The sequence below is a fragment of the Subtercola boreus genome (assembly GCF_006716115.1).
GTDB classification, from domain to species: domain Bacteria; phylum Actinomycetota; class Actinomycetes; order Actinomycetales; family Microbacteriaceae; genus Subtercola; species Subtercola boreus.
The window spans coordinates 887355-907084 of sequence record NZ_VFOO01000001.1; the positions used below are offsets into that span (position 1 = coordinate 887355).

The window sequence follows — 19730 nt, forward strand, 5'->3', positions numbered from 1 at the left end:
TCAGATGAGGGTGTCAGCGAGGCGGATGGCGCCGACGGGGGCGGTTCCGCCGTAGACGGTGAGGTCGAGACGGGGGAGGATGCCGTCGACGGAGGACTGCGTGAGGGCGCCGGCGCGCACGAGGAGGGTGAGGCCGACGAGGGTGGCGGCCCGCAGGTTGCCGTCGAGCATCTTGAGCGCGACTGTGGTGCCCGCGGTGTCACGGTGGTGAATCGGCTCGTCGTCGCCCGTGGGGCGGGGCGCGGACTGGCCGGCGGCGTCAGCCGCACCGGGGGCGGGGGAGGCCGCCGTGGTCGACATCACCATGACGCCCTCGGCTCCGAGCTTCGAGAAGACCGCGAGCTCGTCGATGCAGAGGGTGTTGGCGCGGCCCGGGCCGTCGATGGCCCAGCCGTTCGCGAGCACGGAGGCCGTGAGCGTGGCAGCCTCGGCCGAGACGAGGCGGTCGAGACCGAGGGCGACGGTGTGTTCCACCGCGTCGCCGTCGGCCGCGCCGGGTTGCGACGCGGCCGACACGAAGACGTCGACAGGGGCGTCGGCGGCGTCGACCGGACTGAGCAGCGGAGCGAGGGGGAGCGCCGAGGTGATGCGGCCGATGCCGCGGGCGAGACCCACGAGCGAGACCGCGTACACGGGGGCTCCGCAGCCGTCGACGGCGGAGGCTGCGACGGTCTCGCCGGTCAACTCCTCGATGGTGGCGAGGATGCGCTGCTGCAGAGGATGCGACGGTTCGAGATACGTGTCCAGGGGCCAGTCGTTGACGACGCACGCGAGCAGCATCGCGGCGTGCTTGCCCGAGCAGTTCATGTAGAGCGGCGACCGGTCGAGACCGGCGCGCACGAGCGCGTCACGCGCCGCTGAGGAACCGGGCCAGTCGCGCGGGCACTGCAGGGCATCCGGAGCAAGACCCGCGAGGTCGAGGATGCTCTGCACGACGGCCACGTGTTCCGTGGTCGCCGCATGGCTGGCCGTGGCCAGCACGGTCTGCACGGCATCGAGCGACACCCCCGAGCCCTCCAACGAGCGGAGGACCGCCAGCGCCTGGAACGGTTTCAGGCAGGAGCGCGGGATGATCGGGGCCGAGGGGTCTCCGAGGGTGCTGAGCACGTCACCGCCGGGGGAGAGCACGACGGCCGATCCGATGTGGCGCGACTCGACGAAGCCGCTGCGCTCGACGACGGCGAGTTCGACGGCATCGGAGGCAGCGAAGGTGCCGATGGCGGATGCCGCGGCCGGGGTGCCGAGGGCAGGGGTGCCGCCGGCAGCAGCGCCCGCGGCTCCGCTCACGCCAGCTCTCCCGCAGCCAGCGCGGCGAAACCGTCGTCGAGCACGCTGAGCGCGTCTTCGAGCAGGGCATCGCTGATCGTCAGGCTGGGGAGGAAGCGCAGCACGTTGCCGTAGGTACCGGCGGTGAGGATGAGCACGCCGTGCGCTGCAGCGTATGCGGCCAGGGCGGTGACCGCGGCACCGTTCGGCTCCTTGGTCGTCGCTCCGGTGCCGGGCTGCACGAGTTCGATCGCGATCATCGCACCGACTCCGCGCACGTCGCCGATGATGTCGTACTTCTTCTGCAGGTCGAGCAGGCCGTTGGAGAGGGTCTGCTCCACGCGGGTCGCTTCGGCGAGGAGTCCGAGGCGTTCGATCTCACTGAACACCGCGACCGCTGCGGCGGCGGCGACGGGGTTGCCCCCGAAGGTGCCGCCGAGACCGCCCGGCAGGGCGGCATCCATGATCTCGGACCGCCCGGTGACGGCCGCGAGCGGCAGGCCGCCGGCGATGCCCTTGGCCGACGTGACCAGGTCGGGAGTGAGGCCGAAGTGCTCGCTCGCGAAGTACTTGCCTGTGCGGGCCATGCCGCTCTGGATCTCGTCCGCGACGAAGACGATGCCGTTGTCGGTGCACCACTGCTGGAGGGCGGGCAGGAAGCCATCGGCCGGCAGCACGAAGCCGCCCTCGCCCTGGATCGGCTCGACGACGAGGCAGGCGAGGTCGTACGCGCCGACCGTCTTCTCGAGGTAGGAGATGGTGCGGGCCGCGGCCTCGGCACCCGTGAGGCCGTCGTGGTACGGGTACGAGTTCGGGGCGCGGTACACGTCGCCGGCGAACGGGCCGAAGCCGGTCGAGTACGGCGCCGCCTTGAAGTTCATCGCCATGGTGAGGTTGGTGCGGCCGTGGTAGGCGTGCTCGAGCACGGCGACGCCCACGCGGCGGGTGTACTTGCGCGCGATCTTGACCGCGTTCTCGACGGCCTCGGCGCCCGAGTTCGCGAGCATCGTCTTCTTCGGGAAGTCGCCCGGTGTGTGCTCTGCGAGCAGTTCGGCGACCCGCACGTACTCCTCGTAGGGCGTGACGGTGAAGAGGGTGTGGGTGACATCGTTCAGCTGCTCGGTCGCTGCTGCGACGACGCCGCCCTGGGTGTGGCCGACCGTGGTGACGCCGATGCCGGCGCCGAGGTCGATGAACTGGTTGCCGTCGACATCCACCAGGATCGCGCCGTTCGCCTTCGCGATGTACACGGGCAGAACGGATGACACGCCCACCGGCACCACGGCGAGGCGTCGCTCGTGCAGGGCGTTCGATTTGGGGCCGGGGATCGCGGTGACGATCTTCCGCTCCTGGGGGATGGTGAACGCGGAGGTGCCGAGGGTGTCAGTCATAGTCCTCAAGAATACCGGGCCCCGCTCCCAGGCGCTGGTGCGTCTGTGCAGGGTGTCTTAATGGTGGATGCATCGCAGATTGCCGGTTCCCATCTCACAAGCTCCATCCGTCGCCGTAGGCAATCGTGGGGCGACCCTTCTCGACGATGAGCCCGCGGCTGTCGACGCGGAGCAGGACCGGACGCTCGACCATCACGGCGAACTCCTCGAACGCCCAGAACCAGTGTGCCGTCCTCCCGAGCTCGGCGAGACCCCGCCACTCTCCGGGCGCCTCCACGCCGAGCACCTCGATCGACTCGACCCAGGCGGTCCAGAACTGCGTGTAGTAGCCGCTGTAGGCCAGATCCATGAAAGCTGTCGCGCTGGGTGGATGCTTGCCTTCCACCACCTCGGATCCGATCCGTTCCCCGACTCGCTGTACTGTTCCGAAGTTGATGATTTCTTCAAGAGAGTCCGTCACGGTGCACAGAGCGAGATCGAGGGTCGTCTCACTCGGGCCGGCATCACGAATGGCGGCACGAGTTCGGTTCTGCAGGTCGCCGATGAGATCGACATCGGAATGCCCACTTTCGGGCCCACGCCGGTCCAGCAACCGGAGGCCCTCAGGCGGTGAGGCGACCCAGTACACCTTGGCGGGAACACTCTTGCCGGCGCAGCAGTACGCGAGGCGGAGTGCGTCTTCGGCTCTTGCGCGATCGATGGGCTCCGTCGATAGCGACCAGGCCCTCCAATGACCTTCGACCTCGTGTAGGCGATCCTTGAGAGCAGCATTCGGATCTGTCTATGACATATCCTCATAATACATCGACTCATCGTTTCTGGCGGAGGCATAGGGTTGAGCGGTGACTGAGCATCGCTACACAGTGAGTGTCGAATGGCTGGGCAATCGCGGAACCGGCACGAGCGGGTACCGCGACTACTCCCGGCAGGGCGTCATCCGCGCCGCCGGGAAGGTCGAGCTGCCATCGTCGGCCGACCACCCGTTCCGTGGTGACCGCGACCGCTGGAACCCGGAGGAACTGCTGCTCGCCGCCCTCGCCGAGTGCCACATGCTCTCCTATCTGCATGTGGCCGTGATGCACGGCGTGGTCGTCACCGGGTACGAAGACGAAGCGACGGCGACGATGGTGCAGGAAGGCCAGGGCGGCCACTTCACGTCGGCCACGCTGCATCCGGTGGTCACCCTCGCCGACCCGTCCCAGGCGGAGCTTGCGAACAGCATCCACGCCGAGGCCAGCGGCTATTGCTTCATCGCGCAGTCGGTGAACTTCCCGGTACTGCACGAGCCGCGGGCCCAGTGACGCGGTACCAGCGCGTCGTTCTCGTGGTGGCGATCCTCGCCTCCTTCATCTCGTTCCTCGACGGAACCGTCATCAACGTCGCGCTCCCGGCGATCACGAGAGAACTCGGCGGGGGGCTCGCCGGGCAGCAGTGGGTGGTCGACGCCTACCTCATCTCGCTCACAGCCGTCATTCTGCTCGCCGGTTCACTCAGTGATGCGTTCGGGCGCCGCCGGGTCATCTTCTGGGGGCTGATCGGGTTCGGGGCGGCATCCGTTCTCTGTGCGGTGTCGCCGACGGACGAGTTCCTGATCGTGAGCCGCGGCATCCAGGGCATCGCCGGTGCGCTGCTCGTGCCGAGTTCGTTGGCCATCATCATCTCGAACTTCGACGGGCCGAAGCGGGCGAAGGCGATCGGCCAGTGGACGGCGTGGACGAGCACCGCCTTCCTCGCCGGCCCGCTGCTCGGCGGAGTGCTCGTCGATCTGCTCTCCTGGCGGCTGGTGTTCGCGATCAACGTGATCCCGATCGCGGTGACGCTGCTGATGCTGCGGAAGATCCAGGTCGAACCGCCTCGCCCCGTCAAACCGGTCATCGACTACCGCGGGGCGGTGCTCGGGATCCTCGGCATCGGGCTGCCGGTGTTCGCGCTGATCGAGCAGGGGCGGCTCGGTTGGTCGAACCCGGTCGTCTGGGGTGCGCTGGTGGTGGGGGTGCTGGCGTTCGCGCTCTTCATCGTGAACGAGCGGCGGGTGCCGCAGCCGATGCTGCCGCTCAGCCTGTTCCGGGTGCGGAACTTCTGGGTCGGCAACGTGGCGACCACCTTCGTCTACGCGGCGATCTCGTTGGGGTCGTTCCTGCTGACGCTCTTTCTGCAGCAGGTCGCGGGGTATTCGGCGACCCAGGCGGGGCTCGCGTCGCTGCCGTCGACGATCATCAGCATCGCTCTGTCCTCGCTGTTCGGAACCCTGGCCGGCAAGTACGGGTCGCGCCTGTTCATGGCGGTCGGGCCGCTGATCGCGGCGGTGGGCTGGGTGCTGCTGTCGCAGGTCACGGCGTCGGCCGACTACGTCACGCAGGTGTTCCCCGGCACGGTGGTCTTCGCCCTCGGGATGACCGTGACCGTCGCGCCTCTCACCGCCGCCATCCTCGGGGCGATCGACCCCGAGCGCGCCGGTATCGCCTCGGCCGTGAACAACGCGGTCTCGCGGGTCGCGGGGCTGGTCGCGACCGCGGCAGCGGCACTCATCGTGGGGGAGGCTCTCACGGTCGACGGATTCTCGCGCGGTGTGCTCACGACGGCGGCGCTGCTCGTCGTCGGCGGCCTCGTGTCGGCCGTCGGCATCCAGAATGCTCGCCGCCCCGCCCCGGCGGCTGCCGCCCCCTGACCTCCCCCCAAACCTCATCGAGTGGGCGTTTTGGGCCCCAAAACGGAAGTTTTGGGGCCCAAACTGCTCACTCGATGTGAGGGAGGGGGGGGAAGGGGGGAAGGAGGGGGGTCAGCGGGGGGCGCGGCGGGGGAGCTTCGGGAGGGTGTGCTGGTCGAGCCAGGCGGCGAAGAGGGCGCCGACGGGGGACGGCGAGTGCGATTGCACGAGGGCGACGAACTCGGGCGTCGACACGGTGCCGTGCCGGTGCGTCGCCACCCACTCACGGAGCACGCGGAAGAAGATGTCGTCGCCGAGCGTGCGACGGAGCGCGTGCAGCGTCAGCGCGCCCCGTTTGTAGAGCCGGTCGTCGAACATGCGCGCGGCGCCGGGGTCGCCGATCATCAGGTCCTTCGGCAGCCGGTTGAGCCGCGCCCAGGTCGAGGTGGCGCACTCGTCGGCGCTCATCCCGCCGGACTCCTCCGACCAGAGCCACTCGGCGTAGCAGGCGAAACCCTCGTGCAGCCAGATGTCCTTCCAGCGCCCGACCGTCAGGGAGTTGCCGAACCACTGGTGCGAGAGTTCGTGGGCGATGAGCCGCTCCGAGCCGCCGACTCCGTCGATGTGGTTGCGTCCGAAGATGGCGAGGCCCTGCGCCTCCAGCGGGATCTCGAGGTCGTCGTCGGTGACCACGACGGTGTAGTCGTCGAACGGGTACTCCCCGAACATCCGCTCGAAGAGGGCCATCATGCGGCCCTGCGCCTCGAAGTCGGCCAGCGCGTTCGGCCGCAGGTCTTCGGGCAGCAGCACGTACTGCGGCACGCCGTCCTGCGACACGTGCATGGTCTCGTAGAGCCCGATCTGCACGGTCGCCAGGTAGGTGGCGAGAGGTTCTGCCGAATGGAACTCCCAGCGTGTGCGCGACGCCCGCTGCGTCTTCTTGACCAGCTCGCCGTTGCAGAGCACGCGGTACCCCGATTCGACGGAGAACGCGATCGTGTAGGTCGCCTTGTTCGACGGATGATCGTTGCAGGGGAACCACGACGGGGCCCCGCTCGGCTGGCCGGCCACGATCACGCCGTCGGTGAGCTCCTCCCAGCCGACGTCGCCCCACTGGCTCCGCACCGGTTTCGGCAGGCCGCTGTATTTGACGACGACAGTGAACTCCGCGCCCTTGTTCAGAGCCGTGACGGGGGTGACGACGAGTTTCCGCGCGGTCTGCGTGAGGTGCGCGGAGCGGTGCCCGTCGACGCTGACCTTGCTCGCGACGAGACCCGCGAAGTCGAGGCTGAAGCTCGACAGGCGCTGGGTCGCGACGGCGGTGATCGTGGTGGTGGCGCTCAGCCGGTTCGACGCGACGCGGTAGTCGCCGTCGATGTCGTAGTGCAGCACGGTGTAGCCGCCGTTGCCGCTGGTCGGCAGGTACGGATCGCCGAGCGAGCGGGCGCCCGCCGCTGCGAGTGCCGTCGAGGTGGGCCGCGCCATCAGCCACCCACCGGCAGCACCGGCAGGCCGGCTTCGGCCGCGGTCTCGAGGCGGAGCCCGGAGGAGTCCATGCCGGAGGAACCCTGGCTCGCGGCATCCGCAACCGCCGCATCCGCCCACGGCGCGATCGGGTTGCCTGCCCAGCGCGACCCCGACGGCACATGCTCGCCCCGCATGACGAGCGACGCCGGCCCGACGGTCGCGTCGCTGCCGATGGACGCGGCGGGCAGGATGACGCCGTGCGGCCCGATCGTCGCGCCGTCGTCGAGCGAGACGCTGTCGAGGCTCATCACCCGGTCGTGGAAGAGATGCGTCTGCACGACGACGCCCCGGTTGACCGTGGAGCCCGCCCCCAGGGATATCAGGTCGGCCTCGGGCAGCCAGTACGTCTCGATCCAGGCGCCCCGGCCGATGCGCGCGCCGATCGACCGCAGCCACCACGCCAGAGCGGGCGTACCGGAGGCGGCGTTCGCGAACCAGGGAGCGGCAACCATCTCCACAAAGGTATCCGACACTTCGTTGCGCCAGACGAACGACGACCAGAGTGGATGCTCCCCTTGACGGATTCGTCCGATGAGGGCCCACTTCGCAGCCGTCGTCACGATGGCAGCGACTGCACCGCCCGCAAGCATCACAGCCCCGGAGAGCAGGATCGCTCCGCCGAGCCCGAGCGTGCCGAGCAGCAGTTCGAGCAGCACGACGATTCCGAGGCCTATCGCGACACTGATCATCACCGGGACGATGCGGCCCAGCTCCCAGAGCGCGCGGGCCAGTTTCAGCCAGCCGGAGGGGTGGAAGGTGCGGCCCTCATCGAACTCGGCGACCTGCCGGCGGAGGCGCACGGGCGGGTTGCCGAGCCACGAGGAGCCGCTCTTCGCCTTGCGGGGGGTGGCGCTGAGAACGGCCACGAGACCGTTGCGGGGCACGGTGCGGCCGGGGCCGGTCATCCCGCTGTTGCCGAGGAACGCGCGCTTGCCGACCTTCGCTTCGTCGATGCGGAGCCAGCCACCGCCGAGTTCGTAGGAGGCGACCATGGTGTCGTCGGCGAGGAAGGCCTGGTCGGCGATCGTGGTCATCTTCGGCAGGAGGAGAACCGTCGAGGCTTCGACGTTCTTGCCGACAGTGGCCCCGAGCATCCGGAGCCAGACCGGCGTGAAGAGGCTCGCGTAGAAGGGGAAGAGGATGGTGCGCGCGGCATCCAGCAGGCGTTCGGTGGCCCAGACCTGGAAGCCGATGCGGCTCCGCACGGGGTAGCTGCCGGGGCGGATGCCGATTCCGAGCAGCCTGGCCGCGATCACGGTGAGACCTGCGTAGACGATGCCGGCCGCGATCGTGGCGAGCGGGATGGCGGCGAGCACGCGGAGGGCGGCGTCGCCGAGGGTCGGGAGGGCGGTGAAGCCCGATCCCACGGCAACTCCCGCGGTGCTCGCCACGGACGTGCTGACCGAGACGAAGGCCGGAGTCTGGGCCGTGCCGCCGCCTGTGCTTCCGAGACCGCCGAGTGCCGACGGGTCAAGGCTCAGCCCGAGGAACCAGCCCGCCACGAGGGCGCCGGCCAGCACGGCGACCACCGGCAGCAGCGAGAGCGCCACGGAGCCCGCGGCGAAGGCGACCAGCCAGCGGGCGTTCCGCGGCGGACGCTCGTTCGGCCAGTCAGGGCGCGCCTTGCCGCGGCGTTCGGCGGGGGATCCGGCCCAGAGCTGGCCCGCAGGTACCCGCCCCGAGACGGCGGAACCCGGGGCGATCTCCGCGCGTCGCCCGATGCGCGTGCCGGGCAGGATCGTGCTCCGTGCCCCGATCGCCGCGTCGGCCCCGATCTGGATCGAGCCGAGGCGGAGCGTGTCGCCGTCGATCCAATACCCCGAGAGGTCGACCTCCGGTTCGACGGATGCCCGCGTGCCGATCTTCAGCATGCCCGTGATGGGCGGCAGGGTGTGGAGGTCGACGCCGGGGGCGATCTTCGCGCCGAGCGCCCGGGCGTAGGTGATGATCCACGGGGCGCCGGCGAGGTTCGTCGCCCCCACGAGCTGCGCGATCTGTTCGGCGAGCCAGAGCCGCACGTGCACCGTGCCGCCGCGCGGGTAGTCGCCGGGTTCGACGCCGGCCAGCAGGGCGCGGGCGGAGAGTACCGAGATCGCCATCCGCCCGAACGGGGTGATCAGCACGAGGAACCCGACGAGGATGTACCACCACGAGATCGTCGGCGCCCACGGGAACACCCCGAACAGCGCCAGCACGTTGTTGGCCGCGAGTACATAGACGAGCCAGCGCAGCCCGACGAGCACGTACAGCGGGATTCCGAGCAGTGTCTGGGCGAGCTGGGTGCCGGGCGGGGTCGGCCGCACGGGCGCGCGCTTCACCGCTTCGACGGGGGAGCGGGCATCCAGTTCCGTGGCCAGCGCGCCGATCCGCGGGTGGTCGTAGATGTCGGCGACCGTCGTCTCCGGGAAGCGGGTGCGGATGACGGACACGAGTTGCGCGGCCGAGAGGCTCCCGCCGCCGAACGCGAAGAAGTCGTCGTCTGGGCCGGTGATCGGGGCGCCGAGGATGGCGGTGAAGTGTTCAGCGATCCAGAGGGCCGTCTCGCTGAGGGCGGTGTCCGGACCTGCGCCCTTCTTCGAGCCGTCGCCGGGGCGTGTCCCGGCTCCGGATGCGGCGCCGGCACCGGCGTCGGCATCGGACCCTGACCCCGAGCCTCCGCCCCGGAAGCTCGGCAGCGGCCACGGCAGCGCCGCCTTGTCGACCTTGCCCGAGGTGCGGGTGGGCAGGCTGTCGACGACGGACAGCAGGGGGATCAGGGCGGCCGGCAGCGACTCCCGGAGGAGCGTCGTGGCTCCGGCGGTGTCGAAGGGGCTGCCGGGATCGGTCGCCGCGAGGTACCCGACGAGGATCTGGTTGCCCGCCGCAGTGCGCTGCACGACCGCCGCCGCGCCGGCCACCCCGGGCAGCGCCTGGATCGCCGCTTCGACCTCACCCAGTTCGATCCGTCGCCCGCCGAGCTTCACCTGGTCGTCGGCGCGACCCTGGAAGAGCAGCCCCCGGCGGTCGAAGACCACGAGGTCACCGCTCCGGTAGGCGCGATCCCAGCCGAGGGTCGGCATGGGCGCGTACTTCTCGGCGTCCTTCGCCGGGTCGAGGTAGCGCGCCAGTCCGACCCCGCCGATGATGAGTTCGCCCGTCTCGCCCTCGGCGACCGGATGCCCGTCACCGTCGACCACGGCGAGCAGCCAGCCGTCGAGCGGCAGCCCGATCCGCACGGGAGAGACCCCGTCGAGCAGGGCGCCGCATGCGACCACGGTCGCCTCGGTGGGGCCGTAGGTGTTCCAGACCTCGCGTCCGTCGACGGCGAGTCGCGCGACGAGTTCGGGCGGGCAGGCCTCGCCGCCGAAGATGAGCAGCCGCACCAGCTCGAGCGATTCGAGCGGCCAGAGCGCCGCCAGGGTGGGCACGGTCGAGACAACGGTGATGCCGTGCGCGATCAGCCAGGGCCCGAGGTCGACGCCCGACCGCACCAGTGACCGCGGGGCAGGCACGAGGCACGCGCCGTGCCGCCACGCCAGCCACATCTCCTCGCAGGAGGCGTCGAACGCCACGGAGAGCCCCGCGAGCACCCGGTCGCCGGGCCCGATCGGTTCCCCCTGCAGGAACATCCGCGCCTCGGCGTCGACGAAGGCTGCGGCCGAGCGGTGACTGACGGCGACACCCTTCGGCGTGCCGGTCGAACCCGACGTGAAGATGATCCAGGCGTCGAGGTCGGGGGTGGGGCCGCCGACCACAGGCAGGGTGCCGGTGGGGGAGCCGAGGGTCGGGATGCTCGCGGTGTCGGCCCCGGCGTCGGCTCCGGCCGAGGCGGTGTGCGCGGCGCCGACGTGCTCAGCACCGGTGCGCGCGGCGTCTTCGCCGCCGTCCGGCCCGGTCCGGGCATCCGGAACCGCACTCGGCACGAGCACGCCATCGGCCCCGATCACGCCGACCACCTCGGCCTCGCCGAACACGAGCGTGGCGCGCTCCTCGGGGTCGTCCGCATCGACCGGAACGTAGGCCGCGCCGGCAACCAGCACGCCGAGGATCGAGATGTAGAGAGTGCGGGTGCCGGACGGGATCCGGATGCCCACCCGATCGCCGCGCCGCACGCCGGCCTCCGCCAACCGTGCCGCCGTGCGGTTGACCTCGCGGAGCAGTTCGCGGTAGCTGAGAGTGCCGGCCGCGTCCGCCAGGGCCGAGGCCTGCGGGTTGGCGACGGCACTCTCCCGGAGGATGTCCACCAGCGTCCGCGGTTCGGGTGTGGGCCCTGCCCCCAGGATGCCCGCACCCTCCCGCAGCGCGCCCGGGCTGCTCGACGGGCCGGGGGTGTGCGAAGCGGAGGTCATGCCGGGCATCCTGCTCTGTGGATCGGTGGGTGCGGGCCCAGGATCTGGCCTCGACCTCAGTGGGGGGAGCCCAGTTTAGGGGCCGCGGGTTAACCGGAGGTGAACCGCCACGGCACGCACCCACCTGTCAGGTGGGCGGGGGTCGTTCGTGCAAAACTGGGGCATGCGCACTCCCGCCCTCCTGACCGCTGCAACCGCGGCCGCTCTCGCGCTGGTGCTTGCGCTCGCCGGATGCTCGGGCGATGCCGCGCCCACTCCGAGCGCCAGCCCCGACTGCATGTTCACCGCCCCGGGCCCGGCCTCCGACGCGGTCTCGGTCAGCGGCGACTTCGACAAGGCACCGACGACGACCTTCATTCCGCCGGTCGCGAGTGACATCACCGAGCGCTCGGTGGTCATCAGCGGAACGGGTGCCGTGGCGACATCCGGATCGCAGGCGACCGTCGACTTCACGCTCTACAACGCGAACACGGGCGCCCAGCTGTTCAGCACCCTCGATGCGGGCGGCCAGCCGCTGCCGATCATCGTCGACGAGTCGCAGTTCCTGCCGGGGCTCGTGAAGGCCGTGGCCTGTGCGGCCGTCGGCTCGCGCGTCGTCGTCGTCGTGCCGCCCGGCGACGCATATGGTTCCGACGGCAACCCCGCGCTCGGCGTGGCCCCGGCCGACGTGCTGGTGTTCGTGGTCGACGTGACCGAGGTGGGTCCGGCGCCCGAGTCGACGGCTGTGCCGACACCGGCGGAGTAGTACTTCGGGCGGTCGTCTGCCGCACCTGCGATGATGGCAGGCATGCGACGCGTCATCCTTCTCGGTTCCACCGGTTCCATCGGCATCCAGGCCCTCGACGTCATCCGGGCGAACCCGGAGCGGTTCGAGGTGGTCGGTCTCGCCGCCGGCACGAACAGGGCGGCGATGGATGCCCAGGCCGACGAATTCGGCGTCAGCGACACCGCCCTCGGGGCCGATGAAGCAGAGCAGCTCGTGCGGAGCGTCGACGCCGATGTGGTGCTGAACGGCATCACCGGGTCTGTCGGGCTCGGCCCCACCCTCGCCGCACTCGAAGAGGGGCGCACTCTGGCGCTCGCGAACAAGGAGAGCCTGATCGCCGGCGGCGAGCTCGTCAAGGGCATCGCCCGGCCCGGCCAGCTGGTGCCCGTCGACTCCGAGCATTCGGCCATCGCGCAGGCGCTCCGGTCGGGAACCGCCGATGAGGTCGACCGGCTGGTGCTCACCGCGTCGGGTGGGCCGTTCCGCGGGCGGTCGCGGGCGTCTCTCGAGAACGTCACACCGCGCGAAGCACTCGCGCATCCGACCTGGGACATGGGGCTTGTCGTCACCACGAACTCGGCGACTCTCGTGAACAAGGGGCTCGAGGTGATCGAGGCGCACCTGCTGTTCGACGTGCCGTACTCCAAAATCGACGTGACGGTGCACCCGCAGTCGGTCATCCACTCGATGGTGGAGTTCATCGACGGGTCGACCCTCGCCCAGGCCTCGCCTCCCGACATGCGCCTGCCGATCTCGCTCGGGCTCGACTGGCCGCACCGCGTCGCCGGTGTCGGTGCGCCGCTCGACTGGTCGACGGCCCACTCGTGGACGTTCGAGCCGCTCGACACCGACGCCTTCCCGGCCGTCGAACTCGCCAAGCAGGTCGGACGCGCGGGCGGCACGGCCCCCGCGGTGTTCAATGCGGCGAACGAGCAGGCCGTGGCCGCCTTCCACGCCGGACGGATCGGTTTCCTGCGGATCGTCGAGACGATCGAGCGGGTTCTCCAGGAGCACGAACCAGCCGACGGAGCGCTCACGCGCGAGGCGCTGTTCGACGCGGAGCTCTGGGCCAGGCGCGAGGCGGACCGGCTGATCGCGAAGGGCTGAGCCCCGGGCATCCGGAGCCCGCGGGCATGTTCTTGGCGGGCGCTCAGCCGCCATCCAGCGCGGCACCCACGCGGGCGGCTATCGTGTGCTGGTGGATACAGTGCTCCTCTATGTCGTCGGTGTGGTCATCGTCGCGCTCGGCCTCGCGATCTCGATCGCCCTGCACGAAGTCGGGCACCTCGTTCCCGCAAAGCTCTTCGGCGTCAAAGTCACCCAGTACATGGTCGGTTTCGGCCCCACGGTGTTCTCCCGTCGGCGCGGCGAGACGGAGTACGGTCTCAAGCTGATCCCGTTCGGCGGCTACATCTCGATGATCGGCATGTTCCCGCCCCAGAAGGAGGGCGGCAAGGCCCGCCGGGCGACGACAGGGTTCTTCCAGACGCTGATCCAGGATGCCCGGAAGGCCAGTGCCGAGACGATCGGCGATGACGACGAGCGTTCGTTCTACCGCCTGCCGGTCTACAAGCGGGTCATCATCATGATCTCGGGCCCCGCCATGAATCTGGTGCTCGGCATCCTGTTCTTCGGCATCGTGCTCTGCGGTTTCGGCATCGCCGCACCCAGCACCACCATCGGCAGCGTCAGCTCGTGTGTGCAGCCCGCCGGCAGCACCAGCACCGAGTGCGCGGCGAGCGACCCCGTGTCCCCTGGCGCGACCGCGGGCATCCTGCCGGGCGACCGGATCGTGTCGATCGACGGCACCAGCATCGACACCTGGGACCAGGCCACCACGATCATCCGGCAGTCGCCCGGAACGACGCTCTCGGTCGTCGTCTCGCGGAACGGCGCCGACCAGACGCTCAGCGTCACCCCCCTGCTGACCGAGCGCTCCGTCACCGAGGTCGTCAACGGGCAGGCGGTCGTGAAGACCGACGCGAGCGGGGCGGCCGTCACCGAAGAGGTCGGCTTCGTCGGGATCGGCTACGCCACCCAACTGCAACCGCAGCCTGTCACCGCCGTGCTGCCCTTCGTCGGCGAGAACGTGGCGGGGGTCGCCAACACGATCATCAACCTCCCCGCTCGCATCGTCGGCGTCGCGAACGCGGCGTTCGGCGGCGGCACCCGCGACGTGAACGGGCCCATCAGCGTGGTCGGCGTCGGCCGGGTCGCCGGGGAGATCGCGACCATCGACATCCCGCTCGCGAGCAAGGTCGCGACCCTGGTCGGACTGCTCGGTTCGGTGAACATCGGCCTGTTCGTGATCAACCTCGTGCCGCTGCTTCCGCTCGACGGCGGTCACATCATCGGCGCCCTGTGGGAGGGCCTCCGGCGCCAGCTCGCGAAACTGTTCCGGCGGCCGAACCCGGGGCCCGTCGACACGGCGAAGCTGATGCCGCTGACCTTCGTGGTCGTGATCTTCTTCGGGGCGCTCAGCGCACTGCTCGTCTACGCCGACATCGTGAACCCGGTGAACCTCTTTGGCTAGGGTCGCCCGTACTCCGGTGGGAGTACAGGGCTGCTGCCGACTGCAGGATGCCCGGGGCGCCCGGGCTCGCTACGATCGGTGTCATGTCCTTCCCTGACCGCCCACCAGGCCGGCGGTTCACGCCGGCAGGGTGGAACGGGCGACGCGCCGCACGCCGGGCCGGGACCGACTATCGCTGGCCCTTCGCCCCTCCGCCCGAGCCCGACCCCCGCGCCGGCTCCGGCCCCGCCTGGCAGGCCGGTTCGGCGCCGTGGGTGCGCAGCATCCGTCCCCTCGACAACGAGCAGCCCCGCCGCTGGGGCCCGCCGCGGGCCGTGACGCTCTGGGTGCCGGTGGTGCTCTCGTTCCTGGTGCAGGTCGTTCCCGCCGTGGTGGCGCTGAACCGCGGAGGCCGCACCGGGCCCGCATTCGTCGTCGTGCTTCTCGCTCTCGTGGGCCCGCTCGCCCTCATCGCCGCCCGGCGGTTCCCCGGCCCCGTGGTCGCCATCGCGACGGCGGCCGCTGTCGCCGACCTGCTGTTCACCCCCGGATCCGGCGCACCCTATCTCGCCCTGGCCTTCGCGATCGTCTCGGCGATGGTGCGGAGCGCCCGCACGTGGGCGCTCGCCTCCGTCGCCACCGGCTGGCTGCTGACGCTCGTCGGAGCGATCCTGCTCGGCATCGAGTGGCATCCGTTCCGCATCATCGCGACCTCCCTCGGCATCCTCATCGTGGTGCTGATCGGTGAGGCCATCCGCACGCGCACGCAGCGGGTCGCCCAGTTCCAGGCCGCTCTGCGCCGCCGCCGCGAGGAGGCCGCCCAGGCGGAGCGCGAACGCATCGCGCGGGAACTGCACGACGTGCTGGCGCACTCGCTCTCGCAGATCAACGTTCAGGCCGCCATGGGCCTCCACCTGATCGACGCCCACCCCGAGAAGGCGCGCGAGGCGCTCGGCAACATCAAGGCCACGAGCAAGACCGCGCTCGACGAGGTGCGCGGGGTGCTCGGCTTCCTCCGCGCGGAGGGTTCCGCGGCCGGCACGACGGTTCTGGATGACGCACCCACCCTCTTCGACTACTCGACCATCCCGGGCGAGGCGGGGTACGGGGGAGACGTGGTCGGGGTGGTCGGTGTTGCTGGTGCGGCTGGGGCCGGCGCGGCTAGCGCCGGCGGGCGTGGCGGCGCGGTCGGCTCCCTCGGTTCGGCCCTCGCCTCGGCGTCCCAGGTTCTCGGCGGCGGGCTCACCTCCGGCGCACCCCTGGCCCCGCAGGCGGACCTCTCCCGCTTGCCCGCCCTCGTCTCCTCCCTCTCGACGAGCGAGTTCCGTGTCGAGCTGCACAACAGGCTCGACGTCGCGCCGCCGCCGGGCATCCAACTCGCCCTGTTCCGCATCGCGCAGGAGAGCCTCACGAACGTGACCCGCCACGCCGGGGCCACCGAGGCCCGCGTGGTGCTCGAGCAGCGCGGCGACGACTACGTGCTGCGGGTCAGCGACAACGGCCGGGGCGGAACCGCGCCGCGCGCGACGTCCGGCCGGAACCCCGGCGGACGGGGCCTTCTCGGCATGAAGGAACGCGCCGAACTGCTCGGCGGACACCTCGAGGCCGGGCCGATCAGCACCGGCGGTTTCGCGGTCGTCGCGACCGTACCGCGGGTGCCGCGGGCTCCGCGCCGGTCGCGGCCGTGAGCGGCGCGGGGGAGCCGGGGCCCTCGGGTGCCGAGCTCGCCGCCGCGCCTCCGGTGGCCGCCTCCCCGCGCATCCGTGTCGTCGTCGCGGACGACCAGCAGCTCATCCGCGCCGGCTTCGGCGCGCTGCTCGCCAACGAGCCCGACATCGACGTCGTGGGCGAGGCCGGCACAGGCACCGAGGTCGTCGGTGTCGTGAAGCGGTTGCGTCCCGATGTGGTGCTGATGGACATCCGGATGCCCGACGGCGACGGCCTCTGGGCCACGGAGCAGCTCGTGGCCGACCCGAGCCTGTCGGGCGTGCACATCGTCATCGTCACGACCTTCGAGCTCGACGAGTACGTCGGGCGCGCCATCCGGGCCGGCGCCAGCGGATTCCTCGTGAAGGACACCGAGCCCGTCGAACTCATCCGGGCGGTGCGGGTGGTCGCGGCCGGCGAGGCCCTGCTCTCGCCGAGCGTTACCAAGCGCCTGCTCGAACGGGTGGCCGCGGGCCTGGCCGACGGCGCGCAGGCGCCCGTGCTCGACGCCCTCACCGACCGCGAACGGGAGGTGCTGGCGCTTGTCGGCGCGGGGCTCACGAACGGCGAGATCGCGCTGCGGCTGTTCCTCAGCCCGCTGACCGTGAAGACGCACGTCTCGCGCACCATGACGAAACTCGCGGCCCGCGACCGCGCCCAACTCGTGGTCATCGCGTACGAGGCCGGTCTCGTGCGCGCTGGCTGGCGCTGACGCGCCCGCGCGCCCCGGCCTCGCGCGCCCGCGCGCGCTGGCTGCCGCTGACGCCGTCTGCAGCCCCGCCCCCCGCGCGCCCTGCTCGACCTCCGCCCGCTCCGGCCGCCCGCCCTGGCCGCCGCGCGCCCTGCTGGGCCGGCCGCCCGCTCCGGCCTCGTGCGACCCGCGCCCACTACCTGCCCCACCCGCGGGGCTCGCGTGCGCAGCGCGGGTGGTTCGCAGGCACGGCGCAGTCGGCAGCGGGACGCCCGGGACCCCTGCGGCGTGCTACCGGGGGAGTAGGGGGGCCACATCCCGAGGGCGATGCGCCCCCGACCGTTCGGCGGGAGCCTTGGAACACGGCCCGAAGAGGCCTCTACGTCGAAAGGACACTCCGTGCTCACCTCACTCCTCGCAACACTCCCGGCCGCGACATCCGCGGCCGCCGCACCGGCCAGCGCCGCCCTCGCCCACTGGGGTCGGTGGGGCGGCCCCGGCTTCGGCGGCGGCTTCGGTTGGCTGTTCCTGCTGGTTCCGCTGCTCTGGATCGGCGTCTTCGCCCTGATCTTCTCGCTCGTCGCACGCCGCCGTCGGCGCTTCTGGGCCGCGAACGGGGGCCGGCCGGGCGCGTGGGGCGCGCCCTGGGCCGGCCCCGGCGGCGCCGGGGGATGGGCCGGAGCCGCCGGCTGGACGGGCGCGGGCAGCCCGACGTCCGACGCCGAGAAGACGCTCGCGGAACGCTTCGCCCGCGGCGACATCGACGAGGTCGAGTACCGCGCCCGCCTCGAAGTCCTCCAGGCGAGCCGCCCCGCGGGCCCCGCGGGCCCCGCCGCCCCGGTTCCCCCCGCCAAGCCCTGACCCCCCCCCGCCACCTCCCGCCCGCCCCCACCCCGGACCCGCAAGCGTGAATGCGACGCGCGCGGCTGAGTGCGACATCCTGTGCAGCCGCGCTCAGCCGCATCGGCCGCACTCATCGCCGGGCGGGGCGGCGGGGGCGCGCCCGCTCGCTGAACGGCAGCCGACCGTTCGGGGGCGTACGGGGGCGGCCCCGGCGGCCGGGGGTAAGCTGAGCACGTGGCAGCAATCAACTTGGGTATGCCCAAAGTCGTCGAGACTCTGGCCCCCCGTCGCAAGTCCCGTCAGATCAAGGTCGGCAAGGTGCTCGTCGGTGGTGACGCCCCCGTCAGCGTGCAGTCGATGTGCACGACGCCGACGACGAACATCAACGCGACCCTCCAGCAGATCGCCGAACTCACGGCCAGCGGGTGCGACATCGTGCGCGTCGCCGTGCCGAGCCGTGACGATGCAGAAGTTCTGCCGATCATCGCGAAGAAGAGCCAGATCCCTGTGATCGCGGACATCCACTTCCAGCCGGCGTACGTCTTCCAGGCGATCGATGCCGGGTGCGCCGCCGTGCGCGTGAACCCGGGCAACATCCGCAAGTTCGACGACCAGGTGGGCAAGATCGCCGCCGCCGCCAAGGCTGCAGACGTGAGCATCCGCATCGGCGTGAACGCCGGTTCGCTCGAGCCCAGCATCATGCAGAAGTACGGCAAGGCCACGGCTGAAGCCCTCGTCGAGAGTGCTGTCTGGGAGGCGAGCCTCTTCGAGGAGCACGACTTCCACGACTTCAAGATCTCCGTGAAGCACAACGACCCGATCGTCATGGTGAAGGCCTACCGGCTGCTCGCCGAGCGGGGCGACTGGCCCCTGCACCTCGGCGTGACCGAGGCCGGCCCCGAGTTCCAGGGCACGATCAAGTCGGCGACGGCCTTCGGGATCCTCCTGGGTGAGGGCATCGGCGACACCATCCGCGTGTCCCTCTCGGCCCCGCCTGCGCAGGAGGTCAAGGTCGGGCTCCAGATCCTGCAGTCGCTGAACCTCCGGGAGCGCAAGCTCGAGATCGTCTCGTGCCCCTCCTGCGGCCGCGCCCAGGTCGACGTGTACAAGCTCGCGAACGACGTCACCGACGGACTCGAGGGGATGACCGTCCCCCTCCGCGTCGCTGTGATGGGGTGTGTCGTGAACGGCCCCGGCGAAGCTCGCGAGGCCGACCTCGGTGTCGCCTCTGGTAACGGCAAGGGCCAGATCTTCGTGCGTGGAGAGGTCATCAAGACCGTCCCCGAGTCCGAGATCGTGGCCACGCTCATCCAGGAGGCCAACCGCCTCGCCGCCGAGATGCCGGACGGCGAGACCGGTTCACCGCAGGTCGTCACGGTCTGAGCGGGTCGCGGTCTGAGCTCGTCACAGTCTGGTCCCCTGCTGCAGCCCGCCTTCGAGCTCCGGATCCCGTCTCCCGCCGACGCCGGGGCCTGGCACCGACTGTTCGACGACGCCGAGGTGATGCGCTTCATCGGTGACGGCCGCGTGCGGTCACCCGAGTGGTACCAGGAGTTCGCCGCACGGCAGCGCCTGCTCGCGGCCGACACGGGTCTCTGCCTCTTCGCGCTGGTGCGGGTGGATGACCGTGGGGACGGTGAGGCGAGGGCTGACACTCCGGCATCCGGTGCCGGTCACGCGGCGGCCGCGGGCCTCGGCACGGTCGCCGGCTTCGTCGGCATCCAACCGTGGACGCAGCCGTGGGGCCCCACGGGCCGCCCCGAGATCGGTTGGCGGCTCGGCGTGGAACACCAGGGCCTCGGCCTTGCGACAGCAGCAGCGCGGGAGTGTCTCGCGCGGGCGGCTGCCACGGGCATCCAGAACCCGGTTGCGATGATCGACGTGCGGAACATCGCTTCGATCGCGGTCGCGCGGAAGCTCGGCATGCAGTCCTTGGACGAGATCGATGCCCCGACCGGCGCGCGCGTCGCTGTCTACGGCTTCGGCGGACCGGATCGAACGGTGTCGGGCTGATCCGAGAGCCTCTGGGGATCAATTAGCTGCGCTAATGAC

At 71.0% G+C, this 19730-nt stretch carries 15 protein-coding genes; 10 read left to right on the top strand and 5 right to left on the bottom strand.

The annotated features are described in order from the left end of the window. The 3 genes from FB464_RS04180 to FB464_RS04190 form a co-directional block, all read right to left on the bottom strand. Complete coding sequence (locus FB464_RS04180; protein WP_116414972.1) at positions 1–1287, bottom strand: asparaginase; 1287 nt, start codon at positions 1285–1287, stop codon at positions 1–3. After that, entirely contained in the window at positions 1284–2657 is a 1374-nt protein-coding gene (gene gabT, locus FB464_RS04185; protein ID WP_116414971.1) for a 4-aminobutyrate--2-oxoglutarate transaminase, read from the bottom strand. The genes FB464_RS04180 and gabT overlap by 4 nt, the downstream gene beginning before the upstream one ends. Positions 2658–2751: 94 nt before the next feature. After that, entirely contained in the window at positions 2752–3006 is a 255-nt protein-coding gene (locus FB464_RS04190; RefSeq protein WP_116414970.1) for a DUF6745 domain-containing protein, read from the bottom strand. A 493-nt stretch (positions 3007–3499) separates the two neighbouring features. Between FB464_RS04190 and FB464_RS04195 the strand changes: the two genes are divergently transcribed. Together FB464_RS04195 and FB464_RS04200 are read left to right on the top strand one after the other, a co-directional pair. Continuing rightward, entirely contained in the window at positions 3500–3958 is a 459-nt protein-coding gene (locus FB464_RS04195; RefSeq protein WP_116414968.1) for an OsmC family protein, read from the top strand. Continuing rightward, on the top strand, positions 3955–5325 hold the full coding sequence (locus FB464_RS04200) for a DHA2 family efflux MFS transporter permease subunit (protein ID WP_116414967.1): 1371 nt from the start codon (positions 3955–3957) through the stop codon (positions 5323–5325). Before FB464_RS04195 ends, FB464_RS04200 begins: the two co-directional genes overlap by 4 nt. Positions 5326–5436: 111 nt before the next feature. Here FB464_RS04200 and FB464_RS04205 read toward each other — a convergent pair whose 3' ends face one another. Together FB464_RS04205 and FB464_RS04210 are read right to left on the bottom strand one after the other, a co-directional pair. Beyond that, positions 5437–6789 (bottom strand): M1 family metallopeptidase, encoded by a 1353-nt coding sequence (locus FB464_RS04205; RefSeq protein ID WP_116414966.1) that lies wholly within the window; start codon positions 6787–6789, stop codon positions 5437–5439. Beyond that, positions 6789–11159 carry a Pls/PosA family non-ribosomal peptide synthetase gene (locus tag FB464_RS04210; protein ID WP_116414965.1) on the bottom strand — a complete coding sequence of 1457 codons (4371 nt, stop codon included), beginning with the start codon at positions 11157–11159 and terminating at the stop codon, positions 6789–6791. The genes FB464_RS04205 and FB464_RS04210 overlap by 1 nt, the downstream gene beginning before the upstream one ends. Positions 11160–11322: 163 nt before the next feature. On the opposite strand from FB464_RS04210, the gene FB464_RS04215 reads away from it, so the two are divergent. The 8 genes from FB464_RS04215 to FB464_RS04250 all read left to right on the top strand — a co-directional run bounded on the left by FB464_RS04215 (position 11323) and on the right by FB464_RS04250 (position 19691). Continuing rightward, entirely contained in the window at positions 11323–11904 is a 582-nt protein-coding gene (locus FB464_RS04215) for an FKBP-type peptidyl-prolyl cis-trans isomerase (protein WP_116414964.1), read from the top strand. A gap of 42 nt (positions 11905–11946) precedes the next feature. Next, on the top strand, positions 11947–13032 hold the full coding sequence (gene dxr, locus FB464_RS04220) for a 1-deoxy-D-xylulose-5-phosphate reductoisomerase (protein WP_116414963.1): 1086 nt from the start codon (positions 11947–11949) through the stop codon (positions 13030–13032). A gap of 91 nt (positions 13033–13123) precedes the next feature. Next, positions 13124–14458 carry a M50 family metallopeptidase gene (locus tag FB464_RS04225; protein WP_170151916.1) on the top strand — a complete coding sequence of 445 codons (1335 nt, stop codon included), beginning with the start codon at positions 13124–13126 and terminating at the stop codon, positions 14456–14458. A gap of 83 nt (positions 14459–14541) precedes the next feature. Next, the gene (locus FB464_RS04230) at positions 14542–16125 is read left to right on the top strand and encodes a sensor histidine kinase (protein WP_142206604.1); all 1584 of its coding nucleotides are present in this window, start codon (positions 14542–14544) and stop codon (positions 16123–16125) included. Positions 16126–16196: 71 nt separating this feature from the next. After that, the gene (locus FB464_RS04235; protein ID WP_116416600.1) at positions 16197–16856 is read left to right on the top strand and encodes a response regulator transcription factor; all 660 of its coding nucleotides are present in this window, start codon (positions 16197–16199) and stop codon (positions 16854–16856) included. 378 nt (positions 16857–17234) lie between these two features. After that, positions 17235–17696 carry an SHOCT domain-containing protein gene (locus FB464_RS04240; protein ID WP_116414960.1) on the top strand — a complete coding sequence of 154 codons (462 nt, stop codon included), beginning with the start codon at positions 17235–17237 and terminating at the stop codon, positions 17694–17696. A 237-nt stretch (positions 17697–17933) separates the two neighbouring features. Further along, positions 17934–19061 (top strand): flavodoxin-dependent (E)-4-hydroxy-3-methylbut-2-enyl-diphosphate synthase, encoded by a 1128-nt coding sequence (gene ispG, locus FB464_RS04245; RefSeq protein WP_116414959.1) that lies wholly within the window; start codon positions 17934–17936, stop codon positions 19059–19061. A 63-nt stretch (positions 19062–19124) separates the two neighbouring features. Further along, positions 19125–19691, top strand: coding sequence for a GNAT family N-acetyltransferase (locus tag FB464_RS04250; RefSeq protein ID WP_281279799.1), 567 nt, complete (start codon positions 19125–19127; stop codon positions 19689–19691). Positions 19692–19730: the final 39 nt, after the last annotated feature.

Bases quoted from the DNA above. Each gene is read 5' to 3' on its own strand.
- gabT (WP_116414971.1), bottom strand. From the start codon at position 2,657: ATGACTGACACCCTCGGCACCTCCGCGTTCACCATCCCCCAGGAGCGG.
- FB464_RS04190 (WP_116414970.1), bottom strand. From the start codon at position 3,006: ATGGATCTGGCCTACAGCGGCTACTACACGCAGTTCTGGACCGCCTGG.
- FB464_RS04205 (WP_116414966.1), bottom strand. From the start codon at position 6,789: ATGGCGCGGCCCACCTCGACGGCACTCGCAGCGGCGGGCGCCCGCTCG.
- FB464_RS04210 (WP_116414965.1), bottom strand. From the start codon at position 11,159: ATGACCTCCGCTTCGCACACCCCCGGCCCGTCGAGCAGCCCGGGCGCG.
- FB464_RS04215 (WP_116414964.1), top strand. From the start codon at position 11,323: ATGCGCACTCCCGCCCTCCTGACCGCTGCAACCGCGGCCGCTCTCGCG.
- dxr (WP_116414963.1), top strand. From the start codon at position 11,947: ATGCGACGCGTCATCCTTCTCGGTTCCACCGGTTCCATCGGCATCCAG.
- FB464_RS04230 (WP_142206604.1), top strand. From the start codon at position 14,542: ATGTCCTTCCCTGACCGCCCACCAGGCCGGCGGTTCACGCCGGCAGGG.
- ispG (WP_116414959.1), top strand. From the start codon at position 17,934: ATGCCCAAAGTCGTCGAGACTCTGGCCCCCCGTCGCAAGTCCCGTCAG.